This window comes from Labrenzia sp. PO1, from assembly GCF_012273635.1.
Taxonomy (GTDB): Bacteria; Pseudomonadota; Alphaproteobacteria; order Rhizobiales; family Stappiaceae; genus Roseibium; species Roseibium algicola.
The window spans coordinates 390,861-406,853 of sequence record NZ_JAAXCR010000002.1 but is presented as its reverse complement, the minus strand read 5'-3'; the positions used below and the strand labels follow the sequence as shown (position 1 = coordinate 406,853).

Sequence of the window (15,993 nt, the reverse complement as noted above, 5' to 3'; positions counted from 1 at the left end):
TTGGCCTCAGGTCTTATCCGGCAAGGGATGGCCGGGCATGAGGTCGTAAGGATGTTTCCAGCCGGGCAGAGCCTTGATCCGCCCCAGCCACTTGGTGACATTCGGATAAGCCTCGAGATCAATCCCGAGCTCACCTTCGTAAAAGAGGTAGCTGCACAGCGAGAAATCCGCGCTTGTCGGCTTCTTGCCGATGGCGAAGTCATTCTTCGCGAAATGCTTGTCCAGGATGGCAAGTGCGGATTTCGACCGCCCGTCGAGCCATTTGACCACGTCCGTCTCGCCGGTCTTCATCAGCGTGCGCAGGAAGCGCAGCGGGCCGAGCAAGCCGGAAACCTTCTGGTTGTCGAAAATCGTCCAGCGCAGGATTTCCCGCCGCTCTTCATCGTTTTCCCAGCCAAAGGCGCCAAACTTTTCGGACAGGTCGTCCATGATGACGGCGGACTGGGTCAGGATGTCGTCACCATGCACAAGCACCGGAACTTCACCCATCTCGTTCAGCGTGTCCCGGAATTCTTCGGTTCGGGTGGCCCCGTTGAAGAAGTCGACCCACTCCGGCTTCCAGTCGGCGCCGCACAGCTCCAGCATCAGGGCCACCTTGTAGGAGTGTCCCGACTGGGCCATGCAGTGAAGAACGTATTCAGCCATAACTTGAAATTCCCCTCGCAAATCAAATTGGAACGCGACTATAGCCGCCGGTTTCGATTTGCGGGCTCAAATTTCCGCCATCAGCGAGCTGACCCCCGGACGCTTTAAAAAGCGTCCGCGGCAACCGACATCATGGTTTCGGACCCGGACGAGATTCGGGCAAGATGCGCGCCCGTTTCCGGCAAGGTGCGTTCCATGAAGAAACGCCCGAAGGTCAGCTTGGTTTCCAGCCATTCGGCCTTGTCGCCTGCACCTTCCGCGACCTTTTCCTGAATGGCCTTTGCGATCTTCGCCCACATGTAGCCAAGGGCAACAAGCCCGAAGAGGTGCATGTAGTCGACGGAGCCGGCGCCGGCGTTGTCCGGGTTCTTCATGGCGTTGTTCATGAACCACATGGTCGCGGCCTGAAGATCGTCCATGCCCTTCTTCAATGGCCCGGTGAAGGCGGCAAGGGCTTCGTTGTCCTTGTTCTCCTTCAGGAAGGTATTGACCTCGTTGAAGAAGCTCATGACTGCCCGACCGCCGTTCGCGGGCAGCTTGCGGCCGACGAGGTCCAGTGCCTGGATGCCGTTGGCGCCTTCGTAGATCATGGCAATACGGGCATCGCGGACGAACTGCTCCATGCCCCACTCGCTGATGTAGCCATGGCCACCGTAAAGCTGCTGGGCATTGACCGCATTTGCAAATCCGGTGTCGGTCAGAACGCCTTTGAGCACAGGTGTCATCAGCCCCATCATGTCGTCGGAGAACTGCTTGGACTTTTCGTCGTCGGACCTGTGCGAGACATCGCCATGAAGCGCGGTCCAGATGACGAGAGCACGGGCGGCCTCGTTGAACGAGCGGATTTGCATCAGGGTGCGGCGTACGTCCGGATGCACGATGATCGGGTCGGCGGGCTTGTCCGGGTTTTTCGGTCCGGTGAGGGCGCGGCCCTGGATGCGATCCTTGGCGTAGATGACGGCATTCTGATAGGCGACCTCCGACTGGGAGAGCCCCTGAACCGCAACGCCGAGGCGGGCCTCGTTCATCATGGTGAACATGGCGCGCAGGCCCTTGTTCTCTTCGCCGACCAGCCAGCCGGTGGCATCGTCGTAGTTCATCACGCAGGTGGCGTTGCCGTGAATGCCCATCTTGTGCTCGATCGAGCCGCAGGAAACGCCATTGTTGTCTCCCACCGAGCCATCGTCGCCGATCGCGTTGCGGGGCACGACAAACAGTGAAATGCCCTTGGTGCCTTCCGGGGCGCCCTCGATGCGGGCCAGCACCAGGTGGATGATGTTTTCCGCCATGTCGTGCTGACCGGCTGAGATAAAGATCTTGGTACCGGTAATCTTGTAGGAGCCGTCGGCTTGCGGCACTGCCTTGGTGCGGATGAGGCCGAGATCCGTTCCGCAGTGCGGTTCGGTCAGGTTCATGGTGCCGGTCCAGGTTCCGGCGATCATGTTGGGAAGGTATGTCTGCTTCTGATCATCCGTGCCGTGGATCGTCAGGGCCGCAACGGCCCCTGCGGTCAGACCCGGGTACATGGAAAAGGCCATGTTTGCCGAAGAGGCAAATTCATTGAAGACGGTGGTCAGAGTATGCGGCAGGCCCTGTCCGCCGTAATTCGCGTCCGCCGACAAGGTACCCCAGCCGTTTTCGCAAAACGCCTTGTAGGCTTTCAGAAAGCCTTTTGGTGTCGTGACCGTGCCGTCGTCGTTGCGCGTGCAGCCTTCGCTGTCGCCGGTCTGGTTCAACGGCTGGAGAACTTCTTCCGCGAACTTGCCACCCTCGCGCAAGATCGCTTCCACAAGGTCGAGAGGTGCATCGGAAAAACCTGGCAGGTTGGAATATCGGTCATAGCCGAACACGTCCTTCAACAGGAAAAGCGTGTCATCGACGGGAGCGGTATAGCTCGGCATGGAAATCCTCCCAGATCTGCCGTTTATGTCTCGACCTTACGTTTCCGTAAACGTCACCTTGAGGCCTATATACGCGTGTTGTTATTGCCCGGCAAGTGGTGTCCCAACGGAAGGGTTGTCAAAAAAATACGCCTAAAACATGCTGATGGGAATGATTTCCGAAGGTCCCGTACGCGAAATCGTGTTGCGACTTGTCGTTTTTGGGGAATTTCACAGTTTTTGGAAAAAGGGTGTCAATTCTCGCAGAAATTGCAAGTTGACGTCCGCACAAACAAAAAACCGCCGGCGTTGCCGCCAGCGGTTCAAAACTCTGAGGTCGAAAGGAAAGGGACTTATGCCTCTTCCGCTTCCTTGTGCTTCAGCATGCCGGAAACGATCTCGACAGTGCGTGACAGTTCCTCGATGGCCTGTTCGATGTCCTTGCGCTGATCTTCCAGAACGGCGATCTGCTCGTTGAACTTGGACAGGGCGACGCGGAGCTGCGTCACCTGACCGTCGCGCAGGTCGTAAAGGTCGAGCATGTCGCGGATCTCGGACAGGGAGAAGCCAACGCGTTTGCCCATCAGTACCAGTTTCAGGCGGGCACGGTCGCGGCGGTTATAGACGCGGTTCAGGCCGTCGCGCTTGGGGTTGAGCAACCCCTTGTCTTCGTAAAAGCGCAGCGTGCGCAGGGTGCAGTCGAATTCTTTCGCCAGGTCGCCGATTGTGAACTGGGTTTTCTTTGTGCTGTCGTCGTTTGCGGACACAACGTCCACAAGATCGTCTTCATTGAGGATCGAAAGCGCTTCGCTCATAGCAGTTTGTTCTCGTTTTTCAGCCGTTGTCCGGCTCATCGTTGATGTTTTGCAGTTTTCGAAACCCGCTCCGAAGACATGATCTCCAGTGCGTTCTCAGGCGATGCGGTTGTGTGCACAGTGGCTCAGCCGGTTTCTTGCGCACTGTTTAGCTTACGTTTGCGTTAAGGTCCAGTCACGTAAGGTCGCAGGGGAAAAATTCGTTAACGCAGCGTTTGCCGATTCGCGTCACCCTGATCGCGTGAACATCTGATTTTCATTCGAAAACGGTCTGTTTTCGCATTTAGCAAGGCCAATTAACGGCCTGTTTACCCTAAAACGACAAAGTCTTTCAAAACGCTGTGCCTGTCCCGTCCTCGACGGAATCATGGCGCAGCCTGTTTCATCAGCGGTCTGAATGACCGTCAGCCCAGGGTCAAGAGATGCCGGCTTGGAAGAAAAACGAGGCAGGACGCCGCGGCCGTGATGCGTATGAAGGCGACGACTTTTACGATGCACCACGCCGCGAGCCGGCGCGAAACCGCATAGAACGGTTGACGCGCACTGCAACGGCGCTTGGCAAAAATGACCGTTATCCCTCCGAGGAACGTGACGAGGATCTCGACGCCGTGGCCGACGAGCTGGACCGGCTACTGGCCGACCAGGCGGAACCACGCCGGCCCGAAGTGCGTCGGCCGGAGCCTCACCAGTCTGCGCCGCGCCGCAGGGTGCCTCGTCGCGAGCCGGGCATTGATGAAGTCATGGGTGCGCTCGACCGATTGGACGAACAGGTGCAGGGGCTTGCGAGCCCGGACCCGCTGGAAGACTATCGTCAGGAGCATCGCGCGGACTACCGGGATGAGCCGCTTCGGCCGGCGCCGAAGCCACGTCCTCGCCCGGGGAGCTATGCCATCGACAATCTGCCGGCTGACGAACCCTATTATGACGAGGACGATGCCTACGAAGCGCAATATGCGCCGCAGCCCTCTCGCCAGCGCGACCGGGACGTACGCTCCAGAAGCGAAGCGTCCATGCATATCTACAAGGACCTTGGCCGCCGCATCGACGCATTGAGAGCGCCGCAGGAACAGGCCTTCAATCAGGTTCGCGATGAGCTTGGTTCGCTGCGCGAGGCACTTGGCGGCCTGTCGCGCGGCACCAACGAAACCGTGAGCCGGCAGAATGCGGAACTGCGTCGCCTGTCCGACATGGTCGAGCGTCTGCGTGCCGACAAGAAGAACGACCAGCTGGCCCGCGAGATCCGCAAGGAAGTCGCCGACCTGAAGGACATGGTCGGCCGCACGAACGTGGAAGGGGCACTCCAGACCCTGGAGCACGGGTATGCCCATATCCTGCAGCGCCTTGATGAATTGTCCCGTGCGTCTGTGGATCCCCGCGTCCTGCGCGGTGTGACCGCGCGCCTCAACGAAATCGAGGACGCCTTCGCCGCCCTGCCGCGGTCCGAGCACATGATGGTGCTGGAAGACCGGGTCGTCAGCATTGCTGAACGCATGGAAGAGCTCCTGCAGCGCAAGGGCCATGCCGATATCGAACCGCTTCGTGCGGAACTGCGTGAAGTGCGCGGCTTTGTCGAACAGATCGATATCAAGGGTCTTGTCGAGGGTATCGATGACCGGATGAAATTCGTGTCCGGCCGCCTCGACGATCTGGAAGTCCTGGCACGGGAACAGCGCGGCCTGGACAGCCGTCTGTCCGCCATGGAACAACGCATGCCCGAGCCGGAAACGATCTCCAGGCTGCAGGGCCGCCTGGAAGACATCGTCGGCATGATGGCCGACGACCGTGCAGCTCCGGTGGACACTCAGCATCTGGGTCAGGTTGACCGGCGCCTCGACGAAATCGTTGACCGTCTCGAGAGGATGGAGCAAGCAGGTCCGCTTCCGTCGACCGACACGGGCGCCTTTGCAGCGCTGGAACAGCGTCTGGAAACGATCTCCGGCAAGATCGACGCGATCGAAAAGAAATCTGCGCGCCCGGTGCCGGTTCTGGATGCAGCCGCGATGCGGTCCGGCGGCAATGCGCCGGACACCAAGTTCATGGCCCAGCTTCAGGAGCGGTTGAACGATCTGACTGCTCGTCTGGATCAGCCGAAAGACACGGTCACGACATCGGACCTCGACAAGCTGCGCGCGGAGATCGGATCCATGCGTGCCAGCGTGTCGGCACCGGCATCGACAGAAGCGCTCGAACAGCGGATTGCCGATCTGGCACAGATCGTGTCGAAGGGTGCCGAAGTTACCGACGACAGCCGCTTCGAACAGCTTGGAGCCAAGGTTGCCGCGCTCGCGGAACAGATCGAAAGCACGTCCACTAAGGCGTTCAGCATGGAGCAGTTCTCGCCGTTCCTGGAGCGGATCGAGAAGGGCCTGGAAAAAACCCGCTCAGACGTCGTGGGCATCGCCCGCGAAGCGGCAAGGGAAGCGATCGAAAGCGCACCGGCACCGAGAAACGGCCAGTACGATCAGGCCATCACGGAGCTTCAGTCCGATCTGAAGCGTTTGCTTGACGCTGCTGAAGGTACTGACGAACGGACGCGGAACACTTTTGACGGGGTCAAGTCCGTGCTGGGCTCGCTGACCGAGCGCCTGGACAACCTGGAACGTGCCGACCACTTCGGTGAAACGCCGGCCTCCAGCTTCTCCCCGATCAAGGTTGATGAACCGGCCCCGTTGTTCTCCAAGGCCCCACAGGCCAGGAAGACGGAAGGCGAGCAGCAGCCCGCTGATGCATCGCAGGCACCGCGAGCCGATGACCGGACCCGTGATCGCAAGGCAGACTTCATCGCAGCTGCCCGCCGCGCAGCACAGGCAGCTTCGGCGGAAGCTGCCCAGCTGGAAAAGCGGCAGAAGGTAACGGAAGAACCTGAAGCTGCCGACGAGGAACGCGGCAAGGCCCGTGTCGGCTGGCTGCGCAACGTTCTCAAGCGCGACAAGTCCGCTGCGAAGGAAGACAAGGCCGAACCGGTCGGAGATCTGGAGCTGAATGCCGAGGACGTTGCCGATCAGGCGTTTGAAACCCAGGATTCTGCCGTTCTGCCGGGTGATCGCCCGGCGCCGGAAGCTCCGCAGGCCTCCAGCGGCCGGCGTCGGGCCATTCTCTATACAGCTGCCGCCGTTGTCCTGTTGATCGGAACACTGCAGGTGTTCCGCCTGGCAACCGGTGGCCCGGAAGAGGCCGATCAGCTTGCCGCGAACACGCCGGAAACCGTTGAAGCGGTTCCTGCGCCGGAAATGGCAGACGCTGCTCCGGTACAAGCCGACGTTCAGCCGGACGTTGAGGTTACTAGCGAGGTTGCTCTGGCAGAAAGCCGCGGCGTCGGATCTGCGGCCGAAGGCGCAGAATCCGTGCCTGTCAGCGCGATGCCGGACGAGACAGCCGACACGATGTCAGAACAGGCCCCGGCTGTTGCATCAGCGCAGTCCGCGCCGCCGCAAACGACACCGGTCACCGAAAGCAACAATGTTGAGGCTGCTTCCGCGTCCGGTCCGCTTGCCCCTGAAACCGAACTGGCGTTCGCGCCGCCCGCAGGCGTTGCAAGCAGCTTCGGCGAAGCAGGTGAAAGCACTGTGTCCGGGTTCCAACCGGCAAGCGAAGCCGGCGCTCCGGCAAGCCTCCTTGCAAACCTGCCGCCGGAAGGCGTTGGCCCGATGGCGCTGCGTAGCGCTGCTGCCAGTGGCAATGCGGCCGCAGAATTCCTGGTGGGTGTGAAATTCACCGAAGGCAGCGGTGTATCGGCGGATCTGTCCAAGGCAGCAGTCTGGTATCAGAAAGCGGCCGACAAGGGTCTCGCACCTGCCCAGTACAGGCTCGCAAGCCTCTACGAAAAAGGCCGTGGTGTCGACAAGGACCTGCCGAAGGCAAAGGCCTGGTATTCCAAGGCGGCCGAGGCCGGTAATGCGAAGGCCATGCATAACCTCGCGGTTCTTTATGCCGAGGGAGGTGGTGAACAGCCTGACTATGCAGCTGCTGCCAAGTGGTTCGAAGAAGCCGCCAATTTCGGCGTCAAGGACAGCCTGTTCAACCTGGGCATCCTCTATGCCGGAGGCATCGGCGTCGATAAGGACCTGGTCGCCAGCTACAAATGGTTCGCGATTGCGGCTGATCAGGGCGACCCGGAAGCAGCCAAGCGCCGCGACGATGTCGCCAACATGATGGACCAGGAAACCCTGGCCAATGCCCGGCTCGCGGTCGAAAACTTCAAGCTGAAGACGCCGAACGCAGCGGCCAACAAGGTGACGATGGAGCCGGGTTGGGTGGACAGCGCCACATTGCCGGCGGAAAAGGTGTCGATCCAGGCGCCCGACAACACGGCCATGGTCAAGGAAGCCCAGGACAAGCTCAACTACCTCGGTTTTGACACCGGTACCCCGGACGGCCAGATGGGTCCGCGCACCCGCAGCGCGATCCGCGCCTTCCAGCGGAGCATCGGAATGCCGGAAACCGGAGAAGTCGACAACCGTCTGCTGGACGAGTTGAAGAGCCAGGCGATCTAGACCATCCCTAGGTGTATCCGGGGTGGGCGCGACAAACGGCGACCTGATGAAACAAGCACCCAGCCAGGCCAGATGCCCGGCTGGGTGTTTTCACATTGCGGCCCGCATTGTTTTTTCACGGTGACACGAAATGGAATTTTCTTCGGTAACGGCGCTACAGGCAATTTGCCGATGGAAAAGGCAGAGCCTGAATGCAGTCAGATATTCTAACGTGAAGCACGATGGGCGTGGTTTCAAAAACAGACCGGAACGCGGGATATTTGCGCAACGCAATGGTCGAATTCCGCCTGGCACTTGTCTAAAATCGGCGAACCGAACCAAACAGACCTGCTGGCCGGTTGACATGCTGGACTCTACAGGTCTTTAACCATTTCATCGTAATCTTTACGCAGTCATTTCTGCAGTTTTCCGGTTGATCCCGTGCAATTATACCTGCCCATAGCCGAGATTCCGGTGAATATCTTCGTGATATTCGGCATGGGCGGCGCCGTGGGTTTTCTGTCGGGGCTGTTCGGTATCGGCGGTGGCTTCCTGCTGACACCGCTTTTGATCTTCTCCGGTATCCCGCCCGCGGTTTCCGTTGCCACCGTTACCACGCAGGTGGTTGCCTCTTCGTCATCGGCCGTCGTCACCTATTGGCGACGAAAGGCCATCGACCTGAAACTTGGCACCATCCTGCTCTGCGGCGGTGTCATAGGGTCGTTTATCGGCGTCATATTGTTTGAGGTTCTGCAGTCCATCGGTCAGCTGGATGTCGTGATTTCGCTGTCCTATGTGACGTTCCTGGGCGCCATTGGCGGCCTGATGCTGTTCGAATCCATCCGTGCCATCCGTCGGCGCAAGTCCGGCGTTGCGCCCAAAGCCCGCAAACCGGGTCAGCATAACTGGATCCACGGGCTGCCGCTGAAAGTCCGTTTCCGGCGCTCCAAGCTTTATGTGAGCATCATCCCGGTTGTCGGCCTTGGCGCGATCATCGGCTTTCTCGGCACGATCCTGGGGATCGGCGGCGGCTTCATGATGGTGCCTGCGCTGATTTACCTGCTGCGCGTGCCCACCAGCATCGTCATCGGCACATCCCTGTTCCAGATCCTCTTCACAATGGCAGCCGCGACTGTGTTCCATGCCATGGGCACGAAGACTGTCGACATCGTTCTGGCCATGACGCTGATGGTCGGCGGCGTGATCGGAGCCCAGTTCGGCGCCCGCATGGGCCAGAACCTGCGCGGCGATCAATTGCGTCTGCTGCTTGCGCTTCTGGTCCTGGCTGTCGGCTTGCGCTTTGCGGTCGACCTGCTGCTGACACCGGACGATTTCTATTCCATCGCGATCCGGAAGGGGGCAGGGGCATGAGCCGGCTGATCCTGCTTCTGTCGATTGTCGTTGGCCTGGTAACCGGCGCTGCAGCCCAGAGCCGGCCGAACCAGGAACTGGTGACGTCCCTGTCCTCGGATCTGATCTCGATCCAGTCCAATTTCACGGGCACGGAAATCGTCATCTTCGGGCAAGCCAGCAACATCGAGCGCCAACCCAACGATCCGAGCGGCTATGAACTGGCCATCGTCGTGGAGGGACCACCGCAGGACATCACCACGCGGCGCAAGGGCCGTTTTCTGGGCGTTTGGGTGAACCGGGAGGCCGAGCGGTTCCAGAACGTTCCTTCCTACTACGCGGTCGCCAGCACCATCAATATCGGCAACCTTGCGAACCGCACGGTTCTTGACGACCTTGGCATCGGCCTCAACCACATCAACCTGGCTGTCTCGGGCGTTTCCAATGTCGCTCTGTCAGACAGGGATGATTTTCGCCGCGCCTTCGTCCGGCTGCGGGAGCAGATGGGTCTTTACTCGGAACAGCAAACCTCGATCACCTTTCTGACCGACACAATGTTCCGAACAAATATTCCCCTGCCAGCCAACATCCCCGTGGGCGACTACAAGGTCAAAAGCTTCCTCTTCCTCCATGGCGAGGTGGTGGCCCAGACGGAGCAGACGCTGGCTGTTGCCAAAAGCGGTTTCGAACAGGTCACCTTTGAACTGGCGCAGTCCTATCCGTTCTTCTATGGCCTCCTCGCGGTGTCACTGGCCATTTTCACAGGCTGGCTCGCCGGTGTGATCTTCCGCAAGGACTAGGCAGACCCGATCTCGGCCCGCCCAATCTCGGCCTGCTTGAGTTTGCCTTCTCGAGCCGATCTTGTCCTACCAGGCTTACCCATCTGACTGAACGCCGAATGTTATCGCCGGAAACCGCATGTTCGCGCACTTTCCGCTGGCGCTTGCCGCCGCCGCGGCTATTCTCGAGTCCAAAGAATTTTCAGGCTGTTGGGGCAGGCGGACATGACAGAAGAACCCTCATCCACACCACGGGTGGAAACAGTTGTGAAACCTGACCCGACACTGGATGCAAAGGTCATCGATATCGCCATCCGCCTGGGCGTTCTGGGGCTCTTTGCCTATTTTTCACTTCAGCTCGTCGCGCCGTTCTTTCTGTTCCTGGTCTGGGCGGTTGTGCTGACGGTCGCACTCTATCCGGTGTTTGACTGGCTCGTCGCCAGGCTTGGTGGACGAAAGGTTCTTGCAGCAGTCCTGATCACGCTCTGCTGTCTTGCAATCGTGATCGGTCCCGTTGCCGTGTTGATCGTCAGTCTCGTGGACACGCTTCAGGGCTGGTACCACGGCATGGCGAACGGCGTCCTCAAGCTGCCGCCCCTGCCTGAGAAACTCGCCGGGTTGCCGGTCGTCGGTGCCAAGATTTCCGAGATCTGGCAACTCGCTGGTCAGGGGCTGGAACAACTTCTGGCCAAGGTCGGGCCGACGCTGGTGCCGGCCGGCAGCCGCATCCTCGGTGTTCTGGCTTCACTCAGTGGCAGCGTGCTGTTTTTCATCGTCTCCATCATACTCGCAGGCTGCCTGTTTGTACCGGCCCCGTCCCTGGCAAAGGGCAGCAAGCTGTTTGCCGACCGCATCATCGCGCCGCGCGGATCGGAATTTGTCGATCTGGCCGGTGCCACCATCCGCAACGTCTCGCGCGGTGTCATCGGTGTTGCTGTCGTCCAGGGGCTGCTGACGGGGATCGTGCTGATCGCGTTTTCTGTGCCGCTTGCCGGCGTCCTGACCTTCGTGGCGCTGATCCTGTGCATCATCCAGATCGGCCCGGCACTGGTGATTGTTCCCACGATCATCTGGGCCTGGAGCTCCTGGGAACTGGTGCCGGCACTCCTGTTCACCGTGCTGATGGTTCCGGTGATGCTCATCGACAATGTCTTGCGGCCAATCCTGATGTCCCGTGGCCTCAACGTGCCGATGCTGGTGATCCTGATCGGCGTTCTCGGCGGCACCATTGCCTATGGCTTGATCGGTCTCTTCCTCGGGCCCGTCATCCTGGCGGTGTTCTACGAACTGATCATTGCTTGGGTGAAGGCAGGCGAGAAAAGGCCGCCTGAAGTGACGACCTTGCCCGATCGCTAGAGCGTCTGAAAATAACCACTTACCGGATCTTCGGCGAGATGACCGGAAATCATGGCCCAGGTTCCATCAGCAATCAGTCCGTCGATATGTGCCTTGTGGATTGCTTTGTTTTCCCAGCTTTCGACAAGCGTGAAGCGGCATGCATCATCCAGGTCCTTCAGAACCTCGACACCTTGACACCCGGACACGCCCGGAAGATCGGCCGAAACCGAGTGCATGATGGTTTCAAACGCCTCTTGCCGGTCCTTGAGAGCCTTGAATTGAACGACAACTTTGATGGCCATGGGGGATCCTTTCCGCGTCGGCTGTATGTTGCCGGCATGGGATAAACAGCCAAGGTAGCTGGCGACAGATCCATTCCTGCTGAACGGCTGCCCGATCCTGCGGAACTTTCCTCAAGTACCGTTCTGGCGAGGAGGGTCCAGAGTTTCGGCATATTGGCGCGGAGCCATGCCGAAAGCGGATTTGAAATCACGCGTGAAGTGGGACGTGCTTGCATAGCCGGCAGCTTCGGCTGCACGGGCCACGCTGGCGTTTGACGTCAGTAGCTGTTGCCGGGCGCGGTCGAGACGTACCTGCTTGCGGTATTGAAGCGGGGACTGACCGAACAGAGCAGAGAAACCATGTGCGAAATGGGAGGGGCTCATGGCAACTTCGGCTGCAATTTCGGCAATCGTCAGCTCCGGTCGTGCCGCATGGGTCTCGATATAACGCAAGGCCTTGACCAGCCTTTCATCCCTTGCACTGACCAGGGTCCTCAAGACGCCAAAGGCGTTGGACCGCAGGATCCGGTAACAGATTTCCTGCAGGCACAGCGGTGCCAGAACATTGCAGTCGGCTGGATCCCGAAAAGAGGTGACGAGGCGCAGCAGCGAACCGGCAAGTTCATCGTCCAGCGGTTCACAGGAGATAAGCGCGCCTTTGGCCGGGGAAGACGCATGGGCATCGGTTTCGGCAAGGCGAACCAGTGTTTGAGCAATCAGCTCAGGTGACAATTGCAGTTTGAGGGCCAGATAGGGCTTTGCCGGTGTGCCCTCGACAACTGCGCTGTAAGAAGTGTCACCATGAAACGCGATCACGTGGCCGGGGTCATTGACGATCTGCTTGTCACCCAGGCAAACGCGCTTCAGCCCGGAGACGGCAACGGCGACGGAAAGTCCCTTGTTCCGGCCACGGTGATAGGGAAGGCATTCCGATAGTTTCAAAGCCCAGACGGAGCCGAGTGGGGACGGAGTGACCCCTTCCGTTTTCGCAAACTTCCGAACGGCATCACTCAGTGCGGCGATTGCTGGCGAAGCATTGTCGGTATGGACGGAGTGGCAAGCTTGTACGGGAGAATTCGTCAGCATAGCTCTGGCTTAGCCAACGTCAGCCATGAGCACAAGCGGCAGATGAAGTGTCAGTCCCCGACCAGACGGCTGGCAGTGAAGGGGAACAGGCGGTCATTACCGAGCATGAAAACGGAAAACTGCCGTCGCCGGAAGAGCATGCCATAGGCTTCATCGGTGACATTGAGCCCGCCGGTCAACGCGCCAAAGGCGGGCAGGACAAGACGGGTGCCATCGGTCACGAAGCAGGCCCGCCGGATCGAACGGCCGAAGCGGCGCACACGGGCGGCCGGATGCAGGTGTCCGCAGATTTCTCCTGCGGTCGACGTGGAACCGACCTTCTCGATTGGTTCGTGCCGGAAGGTCAGCGGGCCGATGGTGATTTCGTCAACCGTTACACCGCACAGGCGCACCGGTGCAATCGGATCGTGGTTTCCCGTCACCCAGATCCACTCACGGCCGAGCTGAAGGGTCGTCAGCATCGCGCGGTAGGGCGCTGGCAACCGGTCGGAGCCGTCGGGATCGTGGAAACTGTCTCCAAGGCAAATGACGCAAGCCGGATCGAAGGCATCGATTACGCCGGCAAGTTTCTCCAGCGTTGCTCCGGTGTCATAGGGCGGAAGCATCACGCCGCGCCGGGCGTAGCTGGACCCTTTTTCAAGATGGAGATCCGCGACGATCAGGGTGGACTCGTCCGGCCACCACAAGATCCCGCTGTCGTGCAGACCGACCAGCTGGCCATTGATCTGAATGTCATGACATACCGGCGCAGCAGCATATTTGCGCAAATGGGATGTCAGGGCACTCATTCCATAGCCTCCAGTACGAGTTCTTCGGCTGCCTCTGCCAACAGCGTGTCCATGGCCTCCCCGTAGACCGGTTCCTTCCCTATTTCCAGGAGAATTGGCACGGCAAGGGGAGAGACGTGCGGAAGTTCAGTATGCGTGATTCGTCCTCGGATCCGGGCAAGAAGTTCCCCCAAACGCGAGATATCCAAAAGTCCTTCGGCGGCGTCGTTCCAGGTTGCCTTGAGTAATATGTGGTCTGGTTCATGGGCTCGCAGCACGTCATAGATCAGGTCCGAAGATACGGTTACCTGCCGGCCCGACTTCTCCAGCCCCGGATGGCGGCGTTCGATCAGACCGGCAATGACGGCACAATTACGAAACGTACGTTTCATGAGGCTGGATTCGGCGAGCCAGGCATCGAGATCGTCGCCGAGGATGTCTTCCTCGAACAATCGGTCGAGAGGAATTCTGCCGGAAGAAAACAGCAGAGACAGGTCTCCGAGGCCCCAGACGGCAAGCGCATAGTCGTTGGCGACGAAGCCGAGCGGGTTCGCACCCAGCCGCTCCAGACGCTTGGTCAGCAGCATGCCAAGTGTCTGGTGCGCCAGTCGTCCCTCGAACGGATAACAGACCATGTAGTGCTTGTTGGCGCGCGGAAACGTCTCCACCAGCAAACCGTCCCTTGCAGGCAGGACGGATTTCTCCCTCTGGATGTTCAGCCAGTCGCGCACCTGTTCGGGCAGCGCCTTCCAGCTCTCGGGTGTTGCCAGCATCGTGCGGACGCCTTCAGCGAGATAGGTGGAGAGCGGAAACTTTCCGCCCATGTAGGACGGGATCATCGGATTGTCCGATGTGGTGCGCGAGACATAGGCCTCGTTTTCGCGGATGCCCTCGAAACGCACCACCTCGCCGCCGAAAAGAAACGTGTCGCCTGGCGCCATCTGCTCCAGAAAATACTCTTCCATCTCACCCAGAACACGCCCGCCGCGGCCGACGGGTGTTCTTCGCCCCGCGGCCTTGGAGCGCACCAGCCTCACCTTCAGCATCGGGGCTTCGACGATGGTGCCGACGTTGAGCCTGTATTGCTGCGCGATCTTCGGGTGGGAAATCCGCCAAAGCCCGTCCTGGCCTTTCCGCAGCTTGGCATATTGATCGTAGCTTTTCAGTGCGTAGCCGCCGGTAGCGACGAAATCGAGCACCCGCTCGAACGTCTCCCAGTCGAGATGCCTGTAGGTTTCAGAGGACCGTATTTCATTAAAGACATCTACTGCATCCAACGGGTCTGCGCAGGCAAGGCCGAGCAGATGCTGGGCAAGCACGTCCAGCGCGCCCTGGCGCAGCGGCGGCGTGTCCTGATCACCGCGCATCGACGCGGCAAGGGCCGCCTGACACTCGAGCACCTCGAACCGGTTGGAAGGAATGAGAACCGCCTTGGAAGGTTCGTCCATGCGGTGGTTGGCACGGCCGATCCGCTGGGCAAGGCGGCTGGCCCCTTTCGGCGCGCCGATATTGACCACCAGATCGATATCGCCCCAGTCGATGCCCATATCCAGCGAAGAGGTGGCAACCACCGCCTTCAGGGCACCGGTGGCCATGGCCGTTTCGACTTTCCGCCGCTGGCCGACATCAAGCGAGCCATGATGCAGCGCGATCGGCAGCGTGTCGTCGTTTATGCGCCAGAGTTCCTGAAACACCATTTCGGCCTGGCTGCGCGTGTTGACGAACAGCAGCGATACGTTGTGTGCCTTGATCAGCTTGTAGATGTCGGCAATGGCATAACGCGACGAGTGGCCGGACCAGGGAACGCGTTCTTCGCTCTCCAGGATCGAGATGTCGGGCTTGGCGCCACCGGCGACCTCAACGACATGAGACAGCGCCCGGCCGTCCGGGTCGGGCTGATCTACAAGATAGGCGCGCAGGTCATCCGGTTCGGCGACAGTCGCCGACAGGCCTATGGTCCTGAGGTTCGGGGCAAGACGCCTCAGCCGTGCCAGGCCAAGTGCCAAGAGGTCGCCACGCTTGGAGGTCACCAGCGCATGCAACTCGTCCAAAATAACGGTTCGAAGCGAGGCAAACATCCGTGCCGAGGCTGGATCCGACAGAAGCAGGGCAATCTGTTCCGGCGTGGTCAGCAGAATGTCCGGTGGATTGAGCTTTTGCCGCTGACGCTTGTGAGAGGGCGTGTCACCGGTGCGGGTTTCCAGCCGGACGGCAAGATCCATTTCCGAAACCGGAGCCTCCAGGTTGCGGGCAATATCGACCGCAAGTGCCTTCAGCGGCGAGATGTAAAGTGTGTGGATGCCATTGCCCGCGGAACCGGGTTTGCGCTTTCCTCGCGCTTCCAGTTCCACCAGGCTGGGCAGAAAGCCTGCCAGGGTCTTCCCGGCACCCGTAGGCGCAATCAGTAGGGTGGAATGGCCCTGTTGCAGACGATCGATCAGTTGCAGCTGATGGGGCCTTGGAGCCCATCCCCGCGAGGCAAACCAGCTTTGGAATCTGTTTGGTAGCAACTGCACGTCCATGGCTTTGGTTTTAGGCCAGGGATGGGTGAAAGGCGAGGGGGAATGTTCCTTGATTGTT

At 59.9% G+C, this 15,993-nt stretch carries 11 protein-coding genes; 4 read left to right on the top strand and 7 right to left on the bottom strand.

The window, feature by feature from the left end:
* Positions 1 to 6: 6 nt before the first annotated feature.
* The 3 genes from HCG46_RS09760 to HCG46_RS09750 form a co-directional block, all read right to left on the bottom strand.
* Positions 7 to 645 carry a glutathione S-transferase gene (locus HCG46_RS09760; RefSeq protein ID WP_023001779.1) on the bottom strand — a complete coding sequence of 213 codons (639 nt, stop codon included), beginning with the start codon at positions 643 to 645 and terminating at the stop codon, positions 7 to 9.
* A 104-nt stretch (positions 646 to 749) separates the two neighbouring features.
* Positions 750 to 2,546 carry an acyl-CoA dehydrogenase C-terminal domain-containing protein gene (locus HCG46_RS09755; RefSeq protein ID WP_077290611.1) on the bottom strand — a complete coding sequence of 599 codons (1,797 nt, stop codon included), beginning with the start codon at positions 2,544 to 2,546 and terminating at the stop codon, positions 750 to 752.
* A gap of 332 nt (positions 2,547 to 2,878) precedes the next feature.
* The gene (locus HCG46_RS09750) at positions 2,879 to 3,340 is read right to left on the bottom strand and encodes a MerR family DNA-binding transcriptional regulator (RefSeq protein ID WP_023001777.1); all 462 of its coding nucleotides are present in this window, start codon (positions 3,338 to 3,340) and stop codon (positions 2,879 to 2,881) included.
* Between the two features lie 422 nt (positions 3,341 to 3,762).
* Between HCG46_RS09750 and HCG46_RS09745 the strand changes: the two genes are divergently transcribed.
* The 4 genes from HCG46_RS09745 (at position 3,763) to HCG46_RS09730 (ending at position 11,297) form a co-directional block, all read left to right on the top strand.
* The gene (locus HCG46_RS09745) at positions 3,763 to 7,833 is read left to right on the top strand and encodes a peptidoglycan-binding protein (protein ID WP_168685994.1); all 4,071 of its coding nucleotides are present in this window, start codon (positions 3,763 to 3,765) and stop codon (positions 7,831 to 7,833) included.
* Positions 7,834 to 8,253: 420 nt separating this feature from the next.
* A complete protein-coding gene (locus tag HCG46_RS09740) occupies positions 8,254 to 9,183 on the top strand; it encodes a sulfite exporter TauE/SafE family protein (protein ID WP_031269647.1) in 930 nt (309 codons plus the stop codon).
* The gene (locus HCG46_RS09735; protein WP_023001774.1) at positions 9,180 to 9,962 is read left to right on the top strand and encodes a TIGR02186 family protein; all 783 of its coding nucleotides are present in this window, start codon (positions 9,180 to 9,182) and stop codon (positions 9,960 to 9,962) included. The genes HCG46_RS09740 and HCG46_RS09735 overlap by 4 nt, the downstream gene beginning before the upstream one ends.
* Positions 9,963 to 10,166: 204 nt before the next feature.
* On the top strand, positions 10,167 to 11,297 hold the full coding sequence (locus tag HCG46_RS09730) for an AI-2E family transporter (RefSeq protein ID WP_168685992.1): 1,131 nt from the start codon (positions 10,167 to 10,169) through the stop codon (positions 11,295 to 11,297).
* On the opposite strand, the gene HCG46_RS09725 is transcribed toward HCG46_RS09730, so the two are convergent.
* The 4 genes from HCG46_RS09725 to HCG46_RS09710 form a co-directional block, all read right to left on the bottom strand.
* Positions 11,294 to 11,581: an antibiotic biosynthesis monooxygenase family protein gene (locus tag HCG46_RS09725; RefSeq protein WP_168685990.1), complete on the bottom strand. Its 288-nt coding sequence runs from the start codon at positions 11,579 to 11,581 to the stop codon at positions 11,294 to 11,296. The two genes, HCG46_RS09730 and HCG46_RS09725, sit on opposite strands and share 4 nt — an antisense overlap.
* 111 nt (positions 11,582 to 11,692) lie before the next feature.
* A complete protein-coding gene (locus HCG46_RS09720; protein WP_168685988.1) occupies positions 11,693 to 12,646 on the bottom strand; it encodes an AraC family transcriptional regulator in 954 nt (317 codons plus the stop codon).
* A 50-nt stretch (positions 12,647 to 12,696) separates the two neighbouring features.
* Entirely contained in the window at positions 12,697 to 13,434 is a 738-nt protein-coding gene (gene pdeM / locus HCG46_RS09715; protein WP_023001770.1) for a ligase-associated DNA damage response endonuclease PdeM, read from the bottom strand.
* On the bottom strand, positions 13,431 to 15,935 hold the full coding sequence (locus HCG46_RS09710; RefSeq protein WP_168685985.1) for a ligase-associated DNA damage response DEXH box helicase: 2,505 nt from the start codon (positions 15,933 to 15,935) through the stop codon (positions 13,431 to 13,433). Before HCG46_RS09710 ends, pdeM begins: the two co-directional genes overlap by 4 nt.
* Positions 15,936 to 15,993 lie beyond the last annotated feature (58 nt).

Bases quoted from the DNA above. Each gene is read 5' to 3' on its own strand.
- HCG46_RS09725 (WP_168685990.1), bottom strand. From the start codon at position 11,581: ATGGCCATCAAAGTTGTCGTTCAATTCAAGGCTCTCAAGGACCGGCAA.
- HCG46_RS09720 (WP_168685988.1), bottom strand. From the start codon at position 12,646: ATGCTGACGAATTCTCCCGTACAAGCTTGCCACTCCGTCCATACCGAC.
- HCG46_RS09730 (WP_168685992.1), top strand. From the start codon at position 10,167: ATGACAGAAGAACCCTCATCCACACCACGGGTGGAAACAGTTGTGAAA.
- HCG46_RS09755 (WP_077290611.1), bottom strand. From the start codon at position 2,546: ATGCCGAGCTATACCGCTCCCGTCGATGACACGCTTTTCCTGTTGAAG.
- HCG46_RS09710 (WP_168685985.1), bottom strand. From the start codon at position 15,935: ATGGACGTGCAGTTGCTACCAAACAGATTCCAAAGCTGGTTTGCCTCG.
- pdeM (WP_023001770.1), bottom strand. From the start codon at position 13,434: ATGAGTGCCCTGACATCCCATTTGCGCAAATATGCTGCTGCGCCGGTA.
- HCG46_RS09735 (WP_023001774.1), top strand. From the start codon at position 9,180: ATGAGCCGGCTGATCCTGCTTCTGTCGATTGTCGTTGGCCTGGTAACC.
- HCG46_RS09760 (WP_023001779.1), bottom strand. From the start codon at position 645: ATGGCTGAATACGTTCTTCACTGCATGGCCCAGTCGGGACACTCCTAC.
- HCG46_RS09745 (WP_168685994.1), top strand. From the start codon at position 3,763: ATGCCGGCTTGGAAGAAAAACGAGGCAGGACGCCGCGGCCGTGATGCG.
- HCG46_RS09750 (WP_023001777.1), bottom strand. From the start codon at position 3,340: ATGAGCGAAGCGCTTTCGATCCTCAATGAAGACGATCTTGTGGACGTT.